21 protein-coding genes and 1 tRNA gene are annotated in these 20,694 nt (G+C 72.3%); 11 read left to right on the forward strand and 11 right to left on the reverse strand.

Annotation, left to right across the window (positions count from 1 at the left end; genetic code table 11):
- Positions 1 to 8 precede the first annotated feature (8 nt).
- From ACFZP7_RS16195 to ACFZP7_RS16205, 3 genes are all read left to right on the forward strand, one after another.
- Positions 9 to 257 (forward strand): SCO4226 family nickel-binding protein, encoded by a 249-nt coding sequence (locus ACFZP7_RS16195; RefSeq protein ID WP_019326708.1) that lies wholly within the window; start codon positions 9 to 11, stop codon positions 255 to 257.
- Positions 258 to 397: 140 nt separating this feature from the next.
- The gene (locus ACFZP7_RS16200; protein WP_306692402.1) at positions 398 to 787 is read left to right on the forward strand and encodes an SCO4225 family membrane protein; all 390 of its coding nucleotides are present in this window, start codon (positions 398 to 400) and stop codon (positions 785 to 787) included.
- Positions 788 to 871: 84 nt separating this feature from the next.
- Positions 872 to 2,350: an ATP-binding protein gene (locus ACFZP7_RS16205; protein WP_127436589.1), complete on the forward strand. Its 1,479-nt coding sequence runs from the start codon at positions 872 to 874 to the stop codon at positions 2,348 to 2,350.
- 43 nt (positions 2,351 to 2,393) lie between these two features.
- On the opposite strand, the gene ACFZP7_RS16210 is transcribed toward ACFZP7_RS16205, so the two are convergent.
- Positions 2,394 to 2,468: transfer RNA gene (locus ACFZP7_RS16210), tRNA-Trp, on the reverse strand.
- Positions 2,469 to 2,612: 144 nt separating this feature from the next.
- On the opposite strand from ACFZP7_RS16210, the gene ACFZP7_RS16215 reads away from it, so the two are divergent.
- Positions 2,613 to 3,170 (forward strand): DinB family protein, encoded by a 558-nt coding sequence (locus tag ACFZP7_RS16215; RefSeq protein ID WP_385634674.1) that lies wholly within the window; start codon positions 2,613 to 2,615, stop codon positions 3,168 to 3,170.
- Between the two features lie 287 nt (positions 3,171 to 3,457).
- Entirely contained in the window at positions 3,458 to 3,733 is a 276-nt protein-coding gene (locus ACFZP7_RS16220) for a ribosomal protein L7/L12 (RefSeq protein ID WP_385634675.1), read from the forward strand.
- A gap of 93 nt (positions 3,734 to 3,826) precedes the next feature.
- Here the strand turns inward: ACFZP7_RS16220 and ACFZP7_RS16225 are convergent, their stop codons facing one another.
- Complete coding sequence (locus tag ACFZP7_RS16225; protein WP_125772208.1) at positions 3,827 to 4,588, reverse strand: phosphoglyceromutase; 762 nt, start codon at positions 4,586 to 4,588, stop codon at positions 3,827 to 3,829.
- A 189-nt stretch (positions 4,589 to 4,777) separates the two neighbouring features.
- Here ACFZP7_RS16225 and ACFZP7_RS16230 point away from each other — a divergent pair, with 189 nt between their 5' ends.
- A complete protein-coding gene (locus ACFZP7_RS16230) occupies positions 4,778 to 6,100 on the forward strand; it encodes an MDR family MFS transporter (protein WP_385634676.1) in 1,323 nt (440 codons plus the stop codon).
- Positions 6,101 to 6,128: 28 nt separating this feature from the next.
- Here ACFZP7_RS16230 and ACFZP7_RS16235 read toward each other — a convergent pair whose 3' ends face one another.
- Positions 6,129 to 6,584: a DUF2000 domain-containing protein gene (locus ACFZP7_RS16235; protein ID WP_086877000.1), complete on the reverse strand. Its 456-nt coding sequence runs from the start codon at positions 6,582 to 6,584 to the stop codon at positions 6,129 to 6,131.
- A gap of 49 nt (positions 6,585 to 6,633) precedes the next feature.
- Between ACFZP7_RS16235 and ACFZP7_RS16240 the strand changes: the two genes are divergently transcribed.
- A complete protein-coding gene (locus ACFZP7_RS16240) occupies positions 6,634 to 7,446 on the forward strand; it encodes an AraC family transcriptional regulator (RefSeq protein WP_019326718.1) in 813 nt (270 codons plus the stop codon).
- Positions 7,447 to 7,453: 7 nt separating this feature from the next.
- Here ACFZP7_RS16240 and ACFZP7_RS16245 read toward each other — a convergent pair whose 3' ends face one another.
- The gene (locus ACFZP7_RS16245; protein ID WP_030971290.1) at positions 7,454 to 7,957 is read right to left on the reverse strand and encodes a YbjN domain-containing protein; all 504 of its coding nucleotides are present in this window, start codon (positions 7,955 to 7,957) and stop codon (positions 7,454 to 7,456) included.
- Positions 7,950 to 9,323 carry a D-inositol-3-phosphate glycosyltransferase gene (mshA, locus tag ACFZP7_RS16250; RefSeq protein ID WP_168723700.1) on the reverse strand — a complete coding sequence of 458 codons (1,374 nt, stop codon included), beginning with the start codon at positions 9,321 to 9,323 and terminating at the stop codon, positions 7,950 to 7,952. Before mshA ends, ACFZP7_RS16245 begins: the two co-directional genes overlap by 8 nt.
- Before the next feature lie 214 nt (positions 9,324 to 9,537).
- On the opposite strand from mshA, the gene ACFZP7_RS16255 reads away from it, so the two are divergent.
- From ACFZP7_RS16255 to ACFZP7_RS16265, 3 genes are all read left to right on the forward strand, one after another.
- Positions 9,538 to 10,365, forward strand: a complete 828-nt coding sequence (locus ACFZP7_RS16255; RefSeq protein ID WP_385634677.1) for a class I SAM-dependent methyltransferase — start codon at positions 9,538 to 9,540, stop codon at positions 10,363 to 10,365.
- 218 nt (positions 10,366 to 10,583) lie between these two features.
- Positions 10,584 to 11,705: an NlpC/P60 family protein gene (locus ACFZP7_RS16260; RefSeq protein ID WP_385634678.1), complete on the forward strand. Its 1,122-nt coding sequence runs from the start codon at positions 10,584 to 10,586 to the stop codon at positions 11,703 to 11,705.
- Between the two features lie 259 nt (positions 11,706 to 11,964).
- Complete coding sequence (locus ACFZP7_RS16265; protein ID WP_031019925.1) at positions 11,965 to 13,437, forward strand: PP2C family protein-serine/threonine phosphatase; 1,473 nt, start codon at positions 11,965 to 11,967, stop codon at positions 13,435 to 13,437.
- A gap of 40 nt (positions 13,438 to 13,477) precedes the next feature.
- Here ACFZP7_RS16265 and ACFZP7_RS16270 read toward each other — a convergent pair whose 3' ends face one another.
- The 5 genes from ACFZP7_RS16270 to ACFZP7_RS16290 all read right to left on the reverse strand — a co-directional run bounded on the left by ACFZP7_RS16270 (position 13,478) and on the right by ACFZP7_RS16290 (position 17,558).
- On the reverse strand, positions 13,478 to 13,813 hold the full coding sequence (locus ACFZP7_RS16270; RefSeq protein WP_031019922.1) for a DUF2516 family protein: 336 nt from the start codon (positions 13,811 to 13,813) through the stop codon (positions 13,478 to 13,480).
- Between the two features lie 137 nt (positions 13,814 to 13,950).
- On the reverse strand, positions 13,951 to 14,559 hold the full coding sequence (locus ACFZP7_RS16275; RefSeq protein WP_030971283.1) for a hypothetical protein: 609 nt from the start codon (positions 14,557 to 14,559) through the stop codon (positions 13,951 to 13,953).
- An 80-nt stretch (positions 14,560 to 14,639) separates the two neighbouring features.
- Positions 14,640 to 15,134 carry a helix-turn-helix domain-containing protein gene (locus ACFZP7_RS16280; protein ID WP_385634679.1) on the reverse strand — a complete coding sequence of 165 codons (495 nt, stop codon included), beginning with the start codon at positions 15,132 to 15,134 and terminating at the stop codon, positions 14,640 to 14,642.
- 81 nt (positions 15,135 to 15,215) lie between these two features.
- Entirely contained in the window at positions 15,216 to 16,997 is a 1,782-nt protein-coding gene (locus ACFZP7_RS16285) for a serine/threonine-protein kinase (protein ID WP_385634680.1), read from the reverse strand.
- Positions 16,998 to 17,198: 201 nt separating this feature from the next.
- A complete protein-coding gene (locus tag ACFZP7_RS16290; RefSeq protein WP_019326727.1) occupies positions 17,199 to 17,558 on the reverse strand; it encodes a helix-turn-helix domain-containing protein in 360 nt (119 codons plus the stop codon).
- Positions 17,559 to 17,608: 50 nt separating this feature from the next.
- Here ACFZP7_RS16290 and ACFZP7_RS16295 point away from each other — a divergent pair, with 50 nt between their 5' ends.
- Positions 17,609 to 18,499: an NAD(P)-dependent oxidoreductase gene (locus tag ACFZP7_RS16295; protein ID WP_193516474.1), complete on the forward strand. Its 891-nt coding sequence runs from the start codon at positions 17,609 to 17,611 to the stop codon at positions 18,497 to 18,499.
- Positions 18,500 to 18,549: 50 nt separating this feature from the next.
- Here ACFZP7_RS16295 and ACFZP7_RS16300 read toward each other — a convergent pair whose 3' ends face one another.
- Entirely contained in the window at positions 18,550 to 20,607 is a 2,058-nt protein-coding gene (locus tag ACFZP7_RS16300; protein ID WP_385634681.1) for a HelD family protein, read from the reverse strand.
- Positions 20,608 to 20,694: the final 87 nt, after the last annotated feature.

Raw genomic sequence — 20,694 nt, forward strand, 5'->3', positions numbered from 1 at the left:
GCGACGTCATGGCCCACTTCATGGACGTGCACCACGGCATGCACGGCATCACCGCGGACCAGCTCCACCGTGCCCACCAGGCGGACCTCGCCCTGGAGAAGGACGAGAACGTCCACTTCGAGCGGGCGTGGGCGGACCCCGACTCCGGCACGATCTACTGCCTCTCCGAGGGCCCGTCGGCCGACGCGGTCCAGCGCGTCCACGAACGCGCGGGGCACAAGGCGGACGAGATCCACGAGGTCCCGCTGACGGTCTAGCTCCCCACCCGGGTGCCGCGCCGCCCACTTTGAGTACGGGTACTCAGGCTCCGGAGGCCGCCTCCGCCCGACCCTGGGACACACACGTTCGGCCGGAAACGCCCAGCCGGGAAACGACCTCCGGGGGAGACCGACACCCGATGAACACCACCCGCACCAGCCTTATCGGCCGCATCAGCGGCATGAGCCGCGTCAGCCGCATACGCACCCTCACGCGCCTGACCGTCGCCAACCGCGTCTCCGCGGCCTACCTCACCGTGGTCGGCGGCGCGACGGCGGTGGCCGCGCTGCAACCCCTCCTCGCCACCGGCCCCGACGCCTCCCTCGCCTGGGTCTGGCCGGCCCTCTTCACCTTCCCGGCCTTCGGCTTCGTGGCCTGGTTCGGCGAGACGGTCTGGGGCGGCGACACCCCGACCTGGTTCTTCATCATCGGCATCGCCCTCTCAGCCCTGGCCCAGTCCCTGGCCCTGGGCACAGCCTGGACGACCCTGCGGGACCGCCGCCGGGGGCGCCTGACCACGGCGGGCTGAGCCACGGCCGACGCGGTAGCGGCCCGTCCCCGCTTATAGGGATACAGTTTATAGAAACGTACCCCTATTACTGAGGCCGTGCGCATGGACAAGCCCGCCGACATGTTCGACCGCGACTACGAGTGGGCCGCCCTGACCCGGTTCGTCACGGACGCCCAGCCGGGCGCGACGCTGGGGGTGGTCTCCGGAAGGAGACGTCAGGGAAAGACCTTCCTGCTGGAAGCGGCCTGTGAGGCGACGGGCGGCTTCTACTTCGGCGCGACGGAGGCCACCGACGCCGAATCCCTGCGTCGCCTGAGCACGGCCCTCACCGCGCACGTCCTCCCTCCCAGCCCCTATCACTTCGCCGACTGGCACGAAGCAGTCGACGCGCTGCTGGCTCTGGGGTCCGAACGCCCGGTGCCGGTGGTGATCGACGAATTCCCTTACCTGGCCAAGGCCAACCCGGAGCTGCCGTCGATCATCCAGAACGCGCTGCGTCCCCTGCGCGAGCAGCGCACCGCGTCCCGGACCCGGCTCCTGCTCTGCGGTTCCGCGCTGACCTTCATGGGCCGTCTGCTGTCCGGCAACGCGCCACTGCGGGGCCGGGCGGGCCTGGAACTGGTGGTCCGTTCCCTCGACCACCAGCTCGCGGCCCAGTTCTGGGACATCACCGATCCGCGGCTCGCCCTGCAAGTGCACGCCATCGTGGGAGGCACCCCCGCCTATCGCCGCGAGTTCGCGCGCGGGGACAGCCCCTCGGGTCCGGGCGACTTCGACGACTGGGTGATCCGGACCGTACTGAACCCGGAGACACCCCTCTTCAGGGAAGCCCGCTACCTCCTCGCCGAGGAACCCGATCTGCGCGACACCGCGCTCTACCTCTCGGTGCTCGGAGCGGTGGCCGAGGGCAACACCACCCGCGGCGGCATCGCCGGTTACCTGGAACGCAAGGCCACCGACATCGCCCACCCCATCAACGTCCTGGAGGACGCCGGCCTGCTCCAGCGAGAGGCGGACGCCTTCCGCGCCAACCGCTCCACGTACCGCATTTCGGAACCCCTGATCGCCTTCTACCACGCGGTGATGCGCCCGGTCTGGCCCCAACTCGAACGGCCGGGCAACGCGGCCCGAGTCTGGCAGGCCAGCCGACGCCGCTTCGTGGCCAACGTCCTCGGCCCTCACTTCGAACAGGTATGCCGCGAGTGGGCCCTGCACCACGCCGACCCCGACCTCCTCGGCGGTCTCCCCGCCCACGTCGGCCACGGCGTCGTGAACGACCCACCGACCCGCACGTCCCACGAGGTGGACGTCGCCGTCGTGGGAGTCGCCGACGGCACGAAACCTCCCCTGCTGGCGATCGGCGAGGCCAAGTGGAACGACACGATGGGCATCGCCCACATCGACCGCCTGCGCCACATCCGGGACGTGATCACCCGCACCGGCCGCTACGACACCAGCCGTACGAAGCTCCTCTGCTTCAGCGGCACGGGCTTCAACGACAAGGCCCGCCGGGCCGCCGACACCTCACCGGACGTGGAACTGGTGGACCTGCCGAAGCTGTACGGCACCCTTCGCCCCTGACCACGCCCTCCCGCGAACCGGGCCGCAACGCTCCCGAAGGGGGGCGGGACGACCGGATTCGAACCGGCGTCCTCGCGGTTCTGGAGACCGCTCGCGTCGACCACTGCGCTACGTCCCGCCCCTTGCCCGCGATCGTAAGGGGCGGGGCCGGCCCGGACGCGCGAAAATCCGTCATGACCTTCCCCATCTAGGACAGAACCTGACCTCCATGCCTCATAGCGTGTTCTCACACCGACGGAGCAGGACACCGGAAGGCGACACCATGACCTCCAACGAGCAGACCCCCCGCGAAGCGGCCACGACGACGACCGTCACCGGCGAGCGCGCCGATCTGCTGGAGATGCTGGCCAAGCACCGGCACTTCCTGCGCTTCACCACCCGCGACCTCACCGACGAGCAGGTCGGCCTGCGGACCACCGCCAGCGAGCTGTGCCTGGGCGGCCTGATCAAGCACGTGACGTCGGTCGAGCGGGGCTGGGTCGACTTCATCCTGGAGGGCCCGTCGGCGATGGGCGACTTCACGGCCATGACCGAGGAGGACTGGGCCCGGCGCGCCGACGAGTTCCGCATGCTGCCGGGCGAGACGCTCGACAGCGTACTGGCCGCCTACACCGACGTGGCCCGCCGCACCGACGACGTGGTCGCCACCCTCCCCGACCTCGACGCCGCCTGGCCGCTCCCGAAGGCCCCGTGGTTCGAGGCCGACACCCAGTGGTCGGCCCGCCGCGTACTGATCCACATCATCGCCGAGACCGCCCAGCACGCCGGCCACGCCGACATCATCCGGGAATCCCTGGACGGCGCGAAGAGCATGGGCTGACGCCCGCCGATACGCCCCTCACCCGCACCGAACGTGCCGGTGAGGGGCGTTCCCGTGGCGTCTCCCCTACCTGGCCGGACTTCATCGACGGCAAAGGGTGACCTGTCAGCGCCGTCCGCCCGGCCGACGTGCGGCGGGGCCGGAGACGCCGTCGGGCCTCGCTCCGGCTCAAGCGTCGAAGTCGTACTCCAGAACGTACGACGCGGCGTCCAGCGTCATCTCATTGACCGTGCGTCAGAACGGCTGAGAGTTCGTACGCTTTGAATCGGAGAAGGGCGGGGACAGGCATGGCGGATGAGTACATCCTGCTGGTGTGCGACGACGTGCCCCACGACGTGGTGCCCTCCGACCCCGGCGTCCGCGTGATGGATGTCGTCCAGGTCGTGCGTCGGCTGACGGGACTGAGCCTCTGGCGCAGCAAGGTCCTGACGACGCAGGTTCCCGCGGTCCTTCTCGCCGGCGTGCCCGAAGAAGACGCAGCGGCAGCCGTCTCGGCCCTGCGCGATGCGGGAGCCCGGGCGGAGACGAGACAACGGCCGGAGCCGGACCTCCCGAGACACTGAGCACGGCCCGATCGACGGGTTTGACGGCCCGGAGACGGCGAAAAGCCCCCTCCCGGCGGAGACGCCGCAGGCAGGGGGCTTACGCGTCAGCGGTTACTTCTTCTTGCCCTGGTTCTTCACGGCCTCGATGGCTGCCGCTGCCGCGTCCGGGTCCAGGTAGGTCCCGCCCGGGTTCAGGGGCTTGAACTCGGCGTCCAGCTCGTAGGTGAGGGGGATGCCCGTCGGGATGTTCAGGCCCGCGATGTCGGCGTCGGAGATGCCGTCGAGGTGCTTCACGAGGGCGCGCAGGGAGTTGCCGTGGGCGGCGACCAGGACCGTGCGGCCGGTGAGGAGGTCGGGGACGATGCTGTCGAACCAGTAGGGCAGCATGCGGGCGACGACGTCCTTGAGGCACTCCGTCTGCGGGCGCAGCTCCGGCGGGAGGGTCGCGTAGCGGGCGTCGGAGAACTGGGAGTACTCGGCGTCGCGGTCCAGCGGCGGCGGCGGGGTGTCGTAGGAACGGCGCCACAGCATGAACTGCTCCTCGCCGAACTCGGCGAGGGTCTGGGCCTTGTCCTTGCCCTGGAGGGCGCCGTAGTGGCGCTCGTTGAGGCGCCAGTGGCGGTGGACGGGGATCCAGTGGCGGTCGGCGGCCTCCAGCGCGAGCTGGGCCGTGCGGATCGCGCGCTTCTGGACGGACGTGTGGACCACGTCGGGCAGCAGGCCGGCGTCCTTGAGCAGCTCGCCGCCGCGCGTCGCCTCCTTCTCGCCCTTCGGGGTGAGGTTGACGTCCACCCAGCCGGTGAACAGGTTCTTCTCGTTCCACTCGCTCTCGCCGTGGCGGAGGAGGATCAGCTTGTACGGTGCGTCGGCCATGCTTCCGAGCCTAATCGAAGGCCCGCACCGGCCGCGCGGGGCGCCCGAGGCTCGGACGGTTGACGGGAAGTGTTAATTGAATGGCCCCCGCACCTGCGGCCTTCGTAAGTTGTCCGTACGTCGCGTAAGTCACGCTCACCGTTTGGGCCGCTTACATCATCGTGCGCTCACAGTCTTCTCGGGGGTCCCATGTCCGTCACCGGTGTCAGGCGTGCCGTGCGGGAGTCCGTCTCCGGGCTCCCCCGCGAGTTCTGGTGGCTGTGGACCAGCACCCTGGTCAACCGGCTCGGCGCCTTCGTCGCCACCTTCATGGCGCTGTACCTGACCATCGACCGCGGGTACTCCGCCTCGTACGCCGGACTGGTCGCCGCGCTGCACGGGCTCGGCGGGGTCGTCTCCTCGCTGGGCGGCGGGGTGATGGCCGACCGGCTCGGGCGGCGGCCCACGCTGCTCGTCGCGCAGGTCTCCACCGCGCTCTCCGTCGCCCTGCTCGGCTTCGTGCGGGACCCGGTCGCCATCGCGGCGGTGGCCTTCCTGGTCGGCATGGCGAGCAACGCCTCCCGGCCGGCCGTGCAGGCGATGATGGCGGACATCGTGCGGCCCGAGGACCGCGTCCGCGCCTTCTCGCTCAACTACTGGGCCATCAACCTCGGCTTCGCCGTCTCCTCCATGGCCGCCGGGTTCATCGCCGAGGTCAGCTATCTCGCCGGCTTCCTGATCGAGGCCGGGATGACGCTGGTGTGCGCCGTGGTCGTCTTCGTGAAGCTGCCCGAGTCGCGGCCCAAGGAGGACGTCGGCTCGGCGGAGGGCGCCGCGGAGGCTCCCGTCTCGCTCGGGACCGTGCTGCGCGACGGGCGGTACATGGGTGTGGTCGGGCTGTCCTTCCTGATCGCCCTGATCTTCCAGCAGGCGTACGTCGGATTGCCGGTGGCCATGGGCGAGGCCGGGTTCACGCCCGCCGACTTCGGCATGGCGATCGCCGTCAACGGGGTGCTGATCGTGGTGCTGCAGATCCCGGTCACGCGGTTCATCGAGCGCCGTGATCCGCGGCTGCTGCTGGTCGGTTCGGCGCTGCTGGCCGGGTACGGCTTCGGGCTGACCGCCTTCGCCGGGTCGGTCGCGGTGTTCGCCCTGACCGTGTGCGTGTGGACGCTGGCCGAGGTCGTCAACGCGCCGACCCAGACCGGGCTCGTCGTCCGGCTGTCGCCGGTGCACGGGCGCGGGCGGTACCAGGGGATGTACACCATGTCCTGGGCGGTCGCCTCCCTCGTCGCGCCGCTGATGTCCGGGTTGGTCATCGACCGCTGGGGCTCCGAGTGGCTGTGGGGCGTGTGCGCCGTCGTCGGGACGGTGGCGGCGGCCGGGTACTGGCGGCTCATGCGGGGGCTGCCGGACGACACCGCCGAGGTGGTCCCCGACGCCACGGCCGGGGCGGCTCCCGACGGCGGTGCCGAAGCCACCGCGCCCGCGCCCGCGCCCGCCAAAGCCAAAGCCGAGGCCACCGGCGCCTGACCGGCGGGGCGCCGGCCGCCGGCCCCGCTCACGGGTGCATCCGGGCCCCCTTCAGCACCTTGTCCACCGCGTTCTTCGGCCCGTACACCGCGAGACCCACCAGGTCCAGTTCCGCCGTCGGGACGGCCCGTACCGCCGCCCGGTTGTCGCGGTCGTTGCCCGTGGTGAAGAGGTCGGAGGTGAACACCGCACGGGGCAGGGCCCGGGAGAGGACGCGCGCGTGGGCGGCCGTCAGCGTCTCCTTGGTGGACTCGAAGACCAGCACCGGCTGCCGGAACATCGGCAGGTAGCCGACCGCGTCGGCGTCCTCGTACGGCTCGCCGATCACCTCGGGGACCTGCGTGCCCAGGCCGCTGACCAGGAAGGCGGTGACGTTCAGGCGCTGCCAGGTCTCCAGGTCCTCGCGCAGGAGCACGGCGATCTTGGTGTCGAAGCGGACAGGGGCGTCGGGGGTCGCGGGGGCCGTGGCGTGCGTCGTGTTCATACGGTGAGACTGCCGCGCCGCGCCCGGGCGGGTCTTGTACGTTCTTTGCATGGCCGCCGACCAGCGGACGCGCACCGTCTCCGCCTGGCGACCCCGTGTCCCGGGCGTCGTCGAGGTCTTCCACGCCCACTACACCGAGTACGCCTATCCGATGCACGTCCACGACGCGTGGACGCTGCTCATCGTCGACGACGGCGCCGTACGTTACGACCTGGACCGGCACGAGCACGGCACCCCGCACGACACGGTGTCGCTGCTGCCGCCGCACGTGCCGCACAACGGCTCCCCCGCCACCCCGGACGGCTTCCGCAAGCGCGTCCTCTACCTGGACGCCTCCCGGCTGGGCGAGGAGCTGATCGGCCCGGCGGTCGACGGCCCCGACCTGCGGGACCCCGTGCTGCGGCGGCGGGTGGGGCAGCTGCACGCGGCCCTCGCGCTGCCCGGGGAGGAGCTGGAGGCGGAGAGCCGGCTGACGTTGATCGGGGAGCGGCTGCACGCCCATCTGCGGCCGCGGGAGAACCGGGAGCGGGCGCGCCGCGATCCCGTGCTGGCGCGGCGGCTGCGGGAGTTGCTGGACGAGCGGGTCGTCCAGGGCATCACCCTCGACGAGGCCACCGGGCTCGTGCCCGCCCACCCGGCGCACCTGGTACGGGCGTTCAGCGGCGCCTACGGCATCGCGCCGCACCAGTACCTGATGTCCCGGCGGGTGGAGCGGGCGCGGCGGCTGCTGCTCGCGGGGCAGGCCCCGGCGGAGGTGGCCGCCGCGACCGGCTTCTACGACCAGGCCCATCTGACCCGGCACTTCAAGCGGCTGGTGGGGGTCACGCCGGGGCGGTACCGCACCGGCCGCCTCCCGGGCTGACCGGGCCTCAGTCCTCCGTGCGCTCGATCAGGCGCTGGAACGCCTCCAGGTTCCGCGTCGACTCCCCGCGCGCGGTGCGCCACTCGTACTCCTTGCGGATGGCGGTCGCGAAGCCCAGCTCCAGCAGGGTGTTGAAGGCGCCGTCGGCGGCCTCCAGGACCTGGCCGAGGAGGCGGTCGATCTCGTCGGGGGTGACGGCGGCCAGCGGGAGCTTGGCGGTGACGTAGACGTCGCCGAGGCGGTCGACCGCGTAACTGACGCCGTACAGCTTGAGGTTGCGTTCCAGGAGCCAGCGGTGGACGGCCGGTTCGTTCTCGTCGGGGTGGCGGACGACGAAGGCGTTCAGGGAGAGGGAGTGCCGGCCGACGAGGAGGGAGACCGTCGTGGAGAGCTTGCGGGTGCCCGGGAGCTTCACGACGTAGTTGCCGGGCTCGGGGCTCTCCCACTCCAGCTCGGCGTCCTTCAGGGCGCCCTCGAGGACCTGTGCTGCCTTCTGCGCTGCCTCAGCCATGGTGGGAGCGTACGCGACGGCGATGGGCGTGGATCGCGGCCGTGTAGACGTCGGCGGTCGCGGCGGCGGCGCTGTCCCAGCCGAAGGACTGGGCGTGCCGGGCGGCGGCGTCGCCCATCCGGGGCGTCAGCTCCGGGTTGTCGGCGAAGTCGCGCAGCACCCGCGCGTACGCCGCGGGGTCGTGGCCCTGGACGAGGCGGCCGGTGTGCCCGTCGCGCACGGCGACCGGGAGTCCGCCGACCGCGGCGGCGAGGACCGGGGTGCCCGCCGCCTGGGCCTCTATGGCGACCAGGCCGAAGGACTCGCTGTAGGACGGCATGACCAGGACGGAGGCGGCCCGGAACCAGTCGGCGAGCTGTTCCTGGCCGACGGGCGGGCGGAAGCGGACCACGTCGGCGATGCCGAGCCGGGCGGCGAGCTTCTGCAGGCCCTCCGGTTTGGCGAGGCCGCTGCCGCTGGGGCCGCCGACGACGGGGACCAGGATGCGGGAGCGCAGCTCGGGGCGTTCGTCGAGGAGGACGGCGACCGCGCGGAGCAGGATGTCGGGGGCCTTCAGCGGCTGTATGCGGCCGGCGAAGAGCGGGATCAGGGCGTCCTGGGGCAGGCCGAGGCGGGCGCGGGCGGCGGCGCGCGCGTCGGCCCGCTCGCCGGGGCCGGGTTCGGTGCCCTTGGGGAAGGGGCGGAAGCGGTCGAGGTTCACGCCGGGGTGGACGACGGCGACCTTGGCCGGGTCGGCGGCGTAGTGCCGGACCAGCTCGTCGGCCTCCTCGGCGGTGTTGGCGATCAGCCGGTCGGAGGCGGCGACGATCTGGGTCTCGCCGATGACGCGGGCGGCGGGCTCGGGGGTGTCGCCGTCGGCCAAGTTGGCGTTCTTGACCTTGGCCATGGTGTGCATGGCGTGCACCAGGGGGGCGCCCCAGCGCTGGGCGGCGAGCCAGCCGACGTGGCCGGAGAGCCAGTAGTGCGAGTGGACCAGGTCGTAGTGGCCGGGGCGGTGACCGGCCCACGCCTGCATCACGCCGTGCGTGAAGGCGCACAGCTGGGCGGGGAGGTCCTCCTTCGCCAGGCCCTCGTAGGGGCCGGCGTCGACGTGGCGGACGAGGACGCCGGGGGCGAGCTGAACGGAGGGCGGCAGGCCGCCGGAGGTCGCGCGCGTGAAGATCTCGACCTCGATGTTGATCGCGGCGAGGCGCTGCGCGAGTTCCACGATGTAGACGTTCATGCCGCCGGCGTCGCCGGTGCCGGGCTGGTGGAGGGGTGAGGTGTGCACGGAGAGCATGGCGACGCGTCGGGGCCTGCGGTGCAGCCTCAGCCGCGGGGGAGCCGCCGGTGAGCGACGTCCGAGCCTGCTGACGTACTGGCTCACGAGCCGTTCCTCCTCGCTGCGGGCATGCCGGACGGAGGACGAGCGCCACCCTCCAAGGAGTGGGAACACCGGACCGAGGCGCTCCATTTCCGGATTGCCGGCCTTTGCCGAATCATTACCGCACATCGCTCAACCGTTCGAGGGGCGGTTGCGTCAAGATCGCCGAGGGCGGACGCGTCCGAGTCGGCGGCCCCGGCCGCATACCCTCGTACGCATGCCCTCCCGCGCCACCGCCCGCACGGCCCCCGTGGGCACGGTCACGCGCGGGACGACCAATCCGAACCGGCTGCGCCGCATGGACCGCTGGATCGCCGCCGTCCACGGCCGCGAGCTGCGCCGCGCCGCCGATCCCGTCGCCGTGGACCTCGGGTACGGCGCGGCCCCCTGGACGGCCGTCGAGCTGCTGCACCGCCTGCGCACGGTCGCGCCGCACGCGCGCGTGGTGGGCGTCGAGATCGACCCGGCGCGGGTGGCGGCGGCCGAGCCGTACGCGCGCGAGGGGCTCGTCTTCCGGCACGGCGGCTTCGAGGTCCCCCTCGGGCCCGACTCCGGCCGTCCGCTGCTCATCCGCGCGGCGAACGTGCTGCGGCAGTACGACGAGGGCCAGGTGGCGGCGGTCTGGGCGCGGCTGTGCGCGCGGCTCGCGCCCGCGTCGGAGCACTCGCGCGGGGGGCTCCTGGTCGAGGGGACGTGCGACGAGATCGGACGCCGGCACGTGTGGGTGGCGCTCGGGCCGGAGGGGCCGCGCACGGTCACCCTCGCGACCCGGCTGGGCTCCCTCGACCGGCCCTCCGACCTGGCCGAACGACTGCCGAAGGCGCTGATCCACCGCAACGTCCCCGGCGAGCCCGTGCACGCCTTCCTGCGTGACTTCGACCGCGCCTGGGCCGCCGCCGCGCCCTACGCCTCCTACGGCGCCCGCCAGCGCTGGATGCGGGCGGTGCGGGACCTGGCGGCGGACTGGCCGGTGACGGACGGACCGGTGCGGTGGCGCCAGGGCGAGGTGACGGTGCGCTGGGCGGCGCTGGCACCGCGCGGCTGACACGCCGGCCGGGCACCCGGCCGCCCCCTCCCCCACACCCAGGAGACCGGGAACGATCTCCGTGCGGCGTTCGTCACACAGCGGGGGAATCGTCGTACGGCGCGACAGAAGGGGGGATGCAGGAGGTAACCGCGACCTCTGTCGCTTTCCGCGCCGGCATGGCACGATCCCCCAGGCGACGTAAGTTACTGACGGTTAATCAGTTTTGGGGGCGAGGTATGCGCGCGGGGAAGCATGTCTGGACGACCGCTGCCGTGACCGTGGTCTGCGCGATCACCGTGCTGGCGGCACCGGGGACGGCGTTCGCGGACCCCGGCCCCTCACCGTCCCCCGGCACTCCCGGAGCCTCGCCCTCCGCCCCGGCCGCCTCTCCCGCCGCCACGCCCGGCAAGGACCTGGAGGCCGTGCGCAAGAAGCTCGACCAGCTCTACCGCCAAGCAGCCCTGGCCACCGAGGAGTACAACGCGGCCGAGGAGAAGACGGACCAGCAGTCCGCCCAACTCGTCGAACTGGCCAAGAAGATCGTCAAGGGCCAGGAGAAGCTGGACGGGCTGAAGGAGCGCGCGGGCGCGGCGGCCCGCTCCCAGTACCGGACCGGCGGCCTGCCCGACGAGGCCAAGCTGATGCTGAGCGACGACCCCGAGGACTTCCTCGACGGCACCGGCCGCGTCGTCCAGGGCCAGCGCGCCACCAAGGGCCTGATCGGCGAGATGACCCGCACCCAGGAGGACCTCAAGACCTACGCGGCGGACGCCAAGACCCGGTTCGAGAAGCTGGAGGCGAACCGCAAGGCCAAGGCCGCCGCCCAGAAGAAGGTCGAGAAGCAGATCAAGGCGGCCGAGAAGCTGGAGTCCGAGCTGGAGCAGGAGGAGAAGGAGCGCCTGGCCCGGCTGGAGCGGGAGGCGCAGGAGCGGGCGCAGACCGCCTGGCTCGGCTCCGGCATCCTGAAGGACCTCGACGGCGAGGCGACCGAGCAGGGCCGCAAGGCCGTCGAGTACGCCACCGCCCAGGTCGGCAAGCCGTACCAGTGGGGCGCCGAGGGCCCGAAGGCGTACGACTGCTCCGGCCTCACCTCCCAGGCGTGGGTGGCGGCCGGCCGGACGATCCCGCGCACCTCGCAGCAGCAGTGGCAGCAGCTGAAGCGCGTCGACGTCGAGGACATGCGCCCCGGCGACCTGATCATCTACTTCGACGACGCCAGCCACGTCGGCATGTACATCGGCGACGGCTCCGTCGTGCACGCCCCGCGCCCGGGGCGCTCGATCACGATCGCGGGAGCGGGCTCGATGCCCATCCTCGGGGTGGTACGCCCGGACACGGGCACGACCGGCCAGGAGTGACCCGTACGCCGGGAAGGTGAAGTGGGCCACGTGACCCAGTCCACGCCCGCCGCCCCGCCCGGCGTGACGTTCGTCATCCCGCGGCCCGGGGCGAGGTGTCCAACTGCGGTACACAACGCGGCATATGACAGTGGCCGACGGCCGTCCGACGTGTTCTGGACCATTCCGCAGCGGCGGCGTCACCCGCTATGGTCCCCGTCGGTGGGTCGAGGTCCCTCGCCCCGCCATGCCCTCGGGGGGAGGGAAGGAAACCAAGACGATGCCCGTACCCGTACCGCGGCAGAGGGCGATCCCGGCCGTGGAGTGTGGTCAGGCGCCCGCCGCGTCCCAGGACCGCGGCCCTTCCACGGAACAGGCCCCTCCCGGGACGATCCCGGCCCAGGACCTCTCCGGCCGGCCGGAGAACCCCACCCAGAAGCGCGAGAAGCCCACGGAGAACCGCGAGAACACCACGAACCGGACCCCGGCCCGGACCACGGACCAGCACCCGGCCCGTCCCGCGGACCGGCGCGACAACGCCGCCCCGGCCAACCTGACGGTGCTGCTGATCGAGGACGACCCGGGCGGCTCCCCGATCGTGCCCGACCTGCTCGACCAGGCGGGCAAGCCGATCCGGATCCGCACGGCCCGCAACCTCACCGAGGCCGGCCGGCTGCTGACCGACGACGTCCACTGCATCCTGCTGGACCTCGCCCTGCCGGCGCCCGCCCCGGCCCGCGCGAGCGGCGACGACGGTGGTGACGGGGACGCGTCCGGACACGACGAGCTGGCCGTGCTCCGGCACGTGCTGGAGCTGGCGCCCCGGCACGCCGTGCTCGCGCTGACCTCCTCCAGCGACGCCGAGCGCGGCGCGGAGGCCGTGGCCGTCGGCGCCCAGGACTACCTGTTCCGGGACGAGCTGGACGGCCGGCTGCTGAGCCGCGCGATCCGCTACGCCGTCGAGCGCAAGCGGTCCGACTCGGCGGAGCGGCGGCTGGCCGAGGGCCGGCTGCGCGCCCAGGAGAACCGCCGGCTGGAGCGCGGCCTGCTGCCGACGCCGCTGCTGGAGGGCTCCCCGCTGCGCTTCGCCGCCCGCTACCGTCCGGGCCGCTCCCGCGCCCTGCTCGGCGGCGACTTCTACGACGTCGTCCGCACCCCGGACGGCACCGTGCACGCCATGATCGGCGACGTCTGCGGGCACGGCCCGGACGAGGCGGCGCTCGGCGTGGAGCTGCGGATCGCGTGGCGCGCGCTGACCCTGGCGGGCCTCTGCGGCGACCAGCTGCTGGGCACGCTCCAGCAGGTGCTGGAGCACGAGCGCGCGCACGACGAGATCTTCGCGACGCTGTGCGCCGTGGACATAGCCCCGGACGGCCGCCGCGCCGGCCTCTGCCTGGCCGGGCACCCGGCGCCGCTGATCGCCGGACCGGGCACGCCCGCGCGGCTGCTGCCCTACGACAACAACGGCCCGGCGCTCGGACTGCTGCCGGGCGCCCGCTGGCCGCGTATGCAGGTGGAGCTGGGCGCCGAGTGGAGCCTGATGCTCTACACGGACGGACTGATCGAGGGGCACGTCGGCGAGGGCCGGGAGCGGCTCGGCCAGGACGGCATGGTGGAGATGGTCCGCCGGCAGATCGCCGAGGGACTGCGGGGCGAGCAGTTGCTGCGGGCGACGGTCAACGAGGTCCGCGAGCTGAACGGCGGCGAACTCGCCGACGACGTCGCCGTGGTCCTGCTGGACCGGACGGCCTGAGCCGCCCGGTGCCGGTGGGACGCCGTCCGGCGCCCCAGGGTCAGCGTCCGCCGTTGTACGGCCCGTAGGGGCCGTCGCTGCTGGAGCCGCGGCGGGTGCTGCGCCCGCCGCCCGGCAGCCCGCGCAGCGCCGGCCGCACGTCGACCATGTACACGATCGTCGCGATGAGCCCGATGATCGGCAGGAACGACAGGACGTTGAAGATCAGGTTCACCACGAAGGCGAGCCCGAGGATGATCAGCCAGAACGGCTTGGTCTTCTTGTCGGCCGCGCGGTAGGCGTCCTCACGGCGAATGGCGGCGTCGAACAACGCGAAGCCGCTGAAAAGGATCAGGGCGATGCTCAGCAGCCACATGAAGCCTGCGAACCCCTGCATCAGCACAACGTCCACCACCCGAGTCGGATCGTCCTTACGCCGTCACCGTACCCGTAGAACGGGCCGGACACCCCAGAGGTGCCCGGCCCGATGTCCACGGTCCGCCCCCGGCACGGCCGCCGGGCGCCGCGGTTCGCCTACTTGGCGGGCGGCGTCGTCTTCTTGGCGGCGGGGCTCTTCTTCGCCGGGGCCTTGCGCGGAGCCGGGGCGGTCTTCTTCGCCGCGGCGGACTTGTCCTCGGTGACCTCGACCGGCTCGGACTTGGCGGGCTTGCCCGGCTCGACGGCGACGGCGAACTCCTCGACGCCCTCGGCGACGTCCTCGATGCCGTCGGCGGCCTGGCCGCGCCAGGTGCGCACCGCCTGCTCGCCACGCTCGGCGACCTTCTCGTACGCCTCACGGGCCTTGACGGCGTACTCGGCGGCGACGCCGACCGAGCGCAGCGCCAGGTCCTGGGCGCTCTCGCCGAGCTTCTTGAAGTCGGCGTCGAGGGAACCGAAGAGTTCGTTGGCCTTGGCCTGGAGGGTGCCCTGGGTCTCCTTGACGCGGGCCGTCGCCTTCTCCTGGACGGCCTTCGGGTCGGTGTTGCGCACGGCCTCGATCCGCGCCGGGGCCTCGGCGCGCAGCTGCTCCACCAGCACCGGCACCTTCTTGGCCTGCTGGAACGCCAGGTCGGCGGTGCCCGCGGCGAAGTAGAGCGGGGTGGGGTCGCTGAAGGTCTTGCGCAGGTCGTCGGTGATGGCCATGGTGTCTGGTCCTCCGGAATTGCGTTCGGCTGAGGGTTGTGTAGTGGTCCCGCGCCCGGCCGGCTGCTGCGCGCTGCCGCTCAGCCGGCCGTCTGCCGCGGTCCGGCGTCGCTGCCACCGCTCGTAGGGGCGTCGGGGCCCGGTATGGAGTCCGCGCCCCCGGCGGCGCCGTCCGCGGGCGCGTCCCGGGGCGGCGCCTCGTCGTCCGCGTCGGCCCCGAATCCGTTCTCCTTGCGGAAGGACTCGTAGATCTGGAGCAGCACCTGCTTCTGCCGCTCGTTGAGCGAGGGGTCGGCGAGGATGACCGCACGCGTCTCCACGTCGTCCCGGTCCCGCTCGGCGTCGAGGATGCCCGCCCGCACGTACAGCGTCTCGGCGGAGATCCGCAGCGCCTTGGCGACCTGCTGGAGCACTTCCGCGCTCGGCTTGCGCAGCCCGCGCTCGATCTGGCTCAGGTACGGGTTGGACACGCCCGCGGCGTCGGCGAGCTGCCGCAACGACAGCTGCGCGTTGCGCCGCTGCTCGCGCAGGTACTCACCGAGATTGCCGAGATTGCCGACGTTGAGCGAGGCCATGCCTCCACCATGCACCAGCCCGCTAACTATTGCAAGCACCCGCTTGCAAGAGTTGCACCCACCCGACGCGTCCGCCGGTGACTAGCGCGCTCGGGTGCCGAGGATCTTTCCGAGCGTGACGGCCACGTCGAAGTTCCGATTCCAGGTGAGGGCGACGAGGTCGTCGAACTCCGCCTCGGGGCGGAGCAGGTCGAGGACGTCGGCTTCGAACACCGAGCCCGGTTCTGCGAGGTCGAGCGCCTCGTCGCGGAAGCGGCGGTACGTGTCGCGCGACCGGAACATGACCGAGTAACCGCCGTCCACGAGCTCTCCCACGGAGACGTCCCACTTCGCTTCGAGTGCCCGCAGTGCGCCGGCGACGTCGTCGGCGTCGGGCGGCTCGGTCAGCAGATCCGCTCCCACCGCCTCTCGGTCCGGATCCAAGGGAAGCGTCTCGTTCCAGACCACCGAGAGGTGGCGCTCGAGGCCGATGTCCTCGCGAGCCGCTCTGTCGAACCGCAGATAGTCGGTGTCCAGCTTCGTACGCAACCAGTGGGTGATCCAGAAGACCGGGGCGTCGATCAGATTCGCCCGCAACGAACCACTGCCTTCGCCGTAGACGGATGCGCGGATGCTCGTCAGCAGTTCTTCGCAGTGGTAGTCCTTGCAGAACCGGAACAAGTGGGCCGACCGCTGCGGCAGACCACCCCACCGGGAAGAGCGAGGGAGGGGGAAATCGGAGAGAATCGTCTCCAGCTCGCGTTGGAGTCCCGGTTTGGCGGCCGACAACACGCGAGCGTGGTCGCTCTCGCGCCACGGCCGGGCGCCCTCGTAGTCGAACTGCGCCTTGCACGAGGCGTATATGACGGCTTGAGCGCAGGTGTGGAACAGCTCCGCGCTCACCCGGTAGGCGATCTCGCAGTGATAGTTGAGGTTGAATCGGTCGAGCTCTCCGTCGGCGACCCGCTCGAAGACATGCTTCGCCGACAGCACGTCTCTGGCGGCACGGCCGAGAATCCGCTCGACCTCCCCGGGCGGGTCGTCGGCGGACGTCCCGTCGGGGCGCAGATCATCGGAGATCTCCTCGATGGCCGAGTCGATCCGCCGAAGGGCTGTCCGGAGCAGGCCGCGTACGGTGTCGATGCGGAGCCGCTGCGCCGCGTCCTGGAGCAGCATCTGTTCGATGATCAGGTCGAGGTCGGCCAGGAAGGGGTAGCGGTCGCGGACCAGCGCGTGACGCCGCCCTCGGGCGTTCTGCTTCGTGAACATCTCGGTCATGACGAGGCCGAGCGCGAAGACGTCCGCCGGCTTGCCGACAGCGAGGGCGTTGCCCCTCACCATCTGCTCGGGAGCGAGGTAGTTCCGGTTGACCAAGAGGTCCCCGCGCTTCGTCAGCGAGGAGTCCTTGAAATGCGCGATACCGAAGTCGGCCAGGACGAGCCGACGCGCATCGGGGTCGACGAGGATGTTCTCGGGTTTGATGTCGCGATGCACGATGCCGTCGCCGTGCACGTACGCGAGCGCGTCGCAGAGCTGGCGCACGTAGTCGAGAAGCACGTCGGCATCGGTCTCGCCCTTGATCACGTCTCGCAGCGTCATGGGGTAGAAGTCCATGACGTAGAAGAAGAATTCCGCGTCCTCCGAGCGCGCGTGGATTCTCACGACGTTCGGGTGACTCGCTGTCCGCCCGTACTCGATCTCCCGCCTGAAACGCTTGTTGCGGGCGGAGTTCGCGTCGCCGTCCTTCCTGATCCGTTTGATGGCGAACAGCCGACCGTCCGGCTTACGGCGGACCTTCCACACCACGGCTGATCCGCCCGCTCCCGGAGCGGAATCACGCTCGTAAACGACTCCGTCGATGACGAACGGTTCGCTCTTCGGCATGGACCCACTCTCATGATCGTCGGGACGGCGACGTCGGCCGATCGTCGCCCGGGATCAGAGCGGGTCCCGGGGCCGGTCGCACGTCGATCGGCCAGGCCCCCACCCCCCTGACCGCGAAGAGGTCCCCACCCACTTTTTTGTGCGTACTGGGCAAGGCGCCGCACTCCGTCGAGACTGAGTGGGCAGGCAGGCAGGCGGGTGTCAGGAGGCCGCGCGGACGGCGGGCTCCGGTTCCGCCAGCCGGTCCAGACGGCGGTGGCCCCAGTCGGAGAGGGGGGAAAGGGCCTCCGCGAGTTCGCGGCCGAAGTCGGTCAGGGAGTACTCGGTCTTCGGCGGCAGCACGTCGTACACCTCGCGGTGCACCACACCGTCCGCCTCCATCTCGCGCAGCGCCTGGGTCAGCACCTTCTCGGTGAGGCCGGGCACCTGCCGGCGCAGTTCGGCCGGCCGGTGCGGGCCGGACTCCAGCAGCCACAGCAGCGTGGTCTTCCACTTGCCCTCGATCACGGCGATCGCGGCGGTCACCCCGCACACGTTCGGATCGTGGCGCCGGTGTGCCATGTCGTGCCCCCTTCATCTGCAATTGTTCATCACGTTACGGGAGTTGAAGCATGTCCGCACACACCGACCGGTCCTCCGCCGTCACCGTCCTCGGTCTGGGCCCGATGGGCCGGGCGCTGGCCACCGCCTTCCTGGAGGCCGGTCTGCGCACCACCGTCTGGAACCGCACGCCGGGCCGGGACGCCGATCTGGTCGCCAAGGGCGCCGTGTCGGCGTCCTCCGCCGAGGAGGCGGTCGCCGCCGCCCCGCTGACCGTCGTCTGCGTGGTGAACTACGACGCCTCGGACGCCGTACTGCGCCAGGACGCCGTGACCTCCGCCCTCAAGGGCCGCACGCTCGTGAACCTGAGCGCCGACACCCCCGCGCGGTCCCGGGACACGGCCGAGTGGGCCGGCCGCCACGGCATCCGCTACCTGGACGGCGCCATCATGACTCCGGCCACCACCATCGGCACGGACGACGCGGTGTTCCTGCACAGCGGCCCCGAGGAGCTGTACGGGGAGCACCGGCCGGTGCTGGCGGCGCTCGGCGGCACCCACACCCACCTGGGGGAGGACCCCGGGCGGGCGGCGGCCTACGACATCGCGCTGCTCGACATCTTCTGGACGGCGATGGCGGGCTACACGCACGCCCTCGCGGTGGCCCGGGCCGAGGGCGTCACCGGCACGGAGCTGGCCCCGTTCGCGCAGGGCATCGCCGCGATCCTGCCGCCGCTGTTCACCGAGTTCGCCGCCGACACCGACGCCGGCACCTACTCGGGCGAGCTGAACCCGATCACCTCGGCCGCCTCGACCATGGCGCACGTCGTCCACGCCTCGGAGGCGCACGGCATCGACGCGAGCCTGATGCGGGTGATCGAGGGCCAGGCCCGGCGGGTCATCGCGCGCGGGCACGGCGCGGACGGGTTCACCCGGGTCGCCGAGGTGATCACCGGGCGCTGATCCGGACGCGGGGCGGACGACGGAAGCCCGGCCGCCCCGGACGGCGGCCGTCAGAACGGCAGGGGCCGCGCGTGCACCACGTCCAGCCGGGACACCGCGCGGGTGAGCACCACGTAGAGCCGGCGCAGGCCCCGGCCGCCGGTGTCCTCCGCTTCCGCGATCGCCGCCGGCTCGACGGCGACGACGTGGTCGTACTCCAGCCCCTTGACGACGCCGGCCGGTGCCACGGTCACCCGGGCGCCCAGTTCCTCCGGCCCTGCGGCGGCGATCCCGGCCGCGTCGAGCGCGGCCCGCAGTCCGGGGACGTCGGCCTCGGCGGCGACGACCCCGACGGAACCGTCCCGGGACAGGGCGGCCCGTACGGCGTCGACGGCCTCGTCCACGACCCGGCCGGGGGCGACGGGGCGGAGGGTCAGCTCCCCGTCCGGGCGCAGGGAGCGGGCCTCCGGTACGTCCACGCCGAGCCGGCCCAGCAGCCGGTTGGTGAGGCCGACCACCGCCTGCGGCACCCGGAAGCCGGTGGTCAGCGGCACCACGGGCGCGTCCGGACGGCCCAGGTGGGTGAGGACCGTCCGCCACGACCGGGCGGCCCACGGCGTGGTGCCCTGCGCCAGGTCGCCGAGGACGGTCAGCGAGCCGAAGGCGGCCCGGCGGGCGATGGCCCGGCACTCCATCGGCGAGAGGTCCTGGGCCTCGTCGACGACGATGTGCCCGTACCCCTCGGGGTGTTCGAGCAGCCCGGCGACCTCGTCGAGCAGGACCAGATCGGCCGCGGACCAGCGGGCCGACCGCCACGAGCGCCGCGCGCCGGGGCCCGTCCACAGCACCGCCTTCTGCTCGTCGTCGTCCAGCAGCCCGTCGGCGGCCCGGGCCAGCGCCTCCGGGTCGCCGAGGACGTCGGCGACGACCTCCTCGGGACGCACCCGGGGCCAGACGGCGTCGAGGCAGGCGGTGACGGGCCGGGCGCGTTCGATCCGGCGCGTCCAGGCGGCCGTCCGCGGCCCGCTCCGCCGTTCGGCCCGCTCCTGTACGTACCGCGCGATCCGGGCCCGCACCCGCTCCCGGCCCACGGTGTAGGGCGGTTCCTCCTCCCGTACGTCCGCCACGATCCGGGCCAGTTCGTCGCCGGGCACCCGCCACCGGTAGGAGCCGTCCGGCACGGTGAGGGAGCCGGCGGCGTCGGCGGACACCCGCGCGTACAGGGCGCGGCGCAGCACTTCGGCCGTCCGGGCGTCGTGCTTCACGGCGGCGGCCCGCTCGTCGTCGGTGGCGGTGACCGGGTGCCGGGCGATCTCCCGGGCGAGGGTGGACTGCCGTACGCCGGTCTCGCCGAGGGCGGGCAGCACCTCGGCGATGTAGGCGAGGAAGGTGGGGTTGGGGCCGAGGATCAGCAGTCCGCCGCGCGCGATGCGCCGCGGGTGGGTGTAGAGCAGGTACGCGGCCCGGTGGAGCCCGACGGCGGTCTTCCCCGTCCCCGGGGCGCCCTGGACGCAGACCGTGGCGGTGAGGTCGGCGCGGACGAGGTCGTCCTGCTCGGGCTGGATGGTGGCGGCGATGTCCCGCATGGGACCGACGCGGGGCCGTTCGATCTCCCGGGCGACGATGTCGCTCGCGCGGGTCTCGCCCCGGGTGAGGTGCTCGTCCTCCAGACCGGTGAGGTCGGCCGAGTCCCCGCGGCTGCCGGGCGCCCAGCCGAAGCGCCGGCGGACGGCCACGCCGCGCGGGTCGGCGGCGGTGGCCTGGTAGAAGGCGCGGGCGACGGGGGCGCGCCAGTCGACGACGAGGGGCGGGGCGGCGGGGTCCTCGGTGATCCGCAGCCGGCCGAGGTGGTACGTCTGCCCCGTGTGATCGCCCGCCTCGTCCGTCCGGGCGAAGTCCAGCCGCCCGAAGAACAGCGGCCCCTGCGGCAGTGCGCGCAGCTCCACGGCCCGGCTGCGCAGCCGGCACCCGAGCACTTCGGCGTCGGCACCGGAGGCGGAGACGTCCTCACCGGTGACGACCTGCTCACGGGCGCCGTCGAGCATCGCGGCGAGGGCGGTGCGGCAGTGATCGTGGTGGGCGCGTTCGCGGGCGAGGACGTGCGGGAGGGAGGGGTCGGGTGCGCTCATGGAGCCGAGCGTACCCACATTTCGTTACTGAGTTAAATTTATTACCGACTCTCGCCACCGACCCCCGTCACTGGCTCTCGCCACCGA

Source organism: Streptomyces sp. SudanB5_2050 (assembly GCF_964272335.1).
In the GTDB taxonomy this organism is placed as follows: Bacteria; Actinomycetota; Actinomycetes; order Streptomycetales; family Streptomycetaceae; genus Streptomyces; species Streptomyces rochei.

Coding starts and splice junctions, on each gene's coding strand:
- ACFZP7_RS16195 (WP_019326708.1), top strand. CDS start 9: ATGGCCCACTTCATGGACGTGCACCACGGCATGCACGGCATCACCGCG.
- ACFZP7_RS16200 (WP_306692402.1), top strand. CDS start 398: ATGAACACCACCCGCACCAGCCTTATCGGCCGCATCAGCGGCATGAGC.
- ACFZP7_RS16205 (WP_127436589.1), top strand. CDS start 872: ATGGACAAGCCCGCCGACATGTTCGACCGCGACTACGAGTGGGCCGCC.
- ACFZP7_RS16215 (WP_385634674.1), top strand. CDS start 2,613: ATGACCTCCAACGAGCAGACCCCCCGCGAAGCGGCCACGACGACGACC.
- ACFZP7_RS16220 (WP_385634675.1), top strand. CDS start 3,458: ATGGCGGATGAGTACATCCTGCTGGTGTGCGACGACGTGCCCCACGAC.
- ACFZP7_RS16225 (WP_125772208.1), bottom strand. CDS start 4,588: ATGGCCGACGCACCGTACAAGCTGATCCTCCTCCGCCACGGCGAGAGC.
- ACFZP7_RS16230 (WP_385634676.1), top strand. CDS start 4,778: ATGTCCGTCACCGGTGTCAGGCGTGCCGTGCGGGAGTCCGTCTCCGGG.
- ACFZP7_RS16235 (WP_086877000.1), bottom strand. CDS start 6,584: ATGAACACGACGCACGCCACGGCCCCCGCGACCCCCGACGCCCCTGTC.
- ACFZP7_RS16240 (WP_019326718.1), top strand. CDS start 6,634: ATGGCCGCCGACCAGCGGACGCGCACCGTCTCCGCCTGGCGACCCCGT.
- ACFZP7_RS16245 (WP_030971290.1), bottom strand. CDS start 7,957: ATGGCTGAGGCAGCGCAGAAGGCAGCACAGGTCCTCGAGGGCGCCCTG.
- ACFZP7_RS16255 (WP_385634677.1), top strand. CDS start 9,538: ATGCCCTCCCGCGCCACCGCCCGCACGGCCCCCGTGGGCACGGTCACG.
- ACFZP7_RS16260 (WP_385634678.1), top strand. CDS start 10,584: ATGCGCGCGGGGAAGCATGTCTGGACGACCGCTGCCGTGACCGTGGTC.
- ACFZP7_RS16265 (WP_031019925.1), top strand. CDS start 11,965: ATGCCCGTACCCGTACCGCGGCAGAGGGCGATCCCGGCCGTGGAGTGT.
- ACFZP7_RS16270 (WP_031019922.1), bottom strand. CDS start 13,813: ATGCAGGGGTTCGCAGGCTTCATGTGGCTGCTGAGCATCGCCCTGATC.
- ACFZP7_RS16275 (WP_030971283.1), bottom strand. CDS start 14,559: ATGGCCATCACCGACGACCTGCGCAAGACCTTCAGCGACCCCACCCCG.
- ACFZP7_RS16280 (WP_385634679.1), bottom strand. CDS start 15,134: ATGGCCTCGCTCAACGTCGGCAATCTCGGCAATCTCGGTGAGTACCTG.
- ACFZP7_RS16285 (WP_385634680.1), bottom strand. CDS start 16,997: ATGCCGAAGAGCGAACCGTTCGTCATCGACGGAGTCGTTTACGAGCGT.
- ACFZP7_RS16290 (WP_019326727.1), bottom strand. CDS start 17,558: ATGGCACACCGGCGCCACGATCCGAACGTGTGCGGGGTGACCGCCGCG.
- ACFZP7_RS16295 (WP_193516474.1), top strand. CDS start 17,609: ATGTCCGCACACACCGACCGGTCCTCCGCCGTCACCGTCCTCGGTCTG.
- ACFZP7_RS16300 (WP_385634681.1), bottom strand. CDS start 20,607: ATGAGCGCACCCGACCCCTCCCTCCCGCACGTCCTCGCCCGCGAACGC.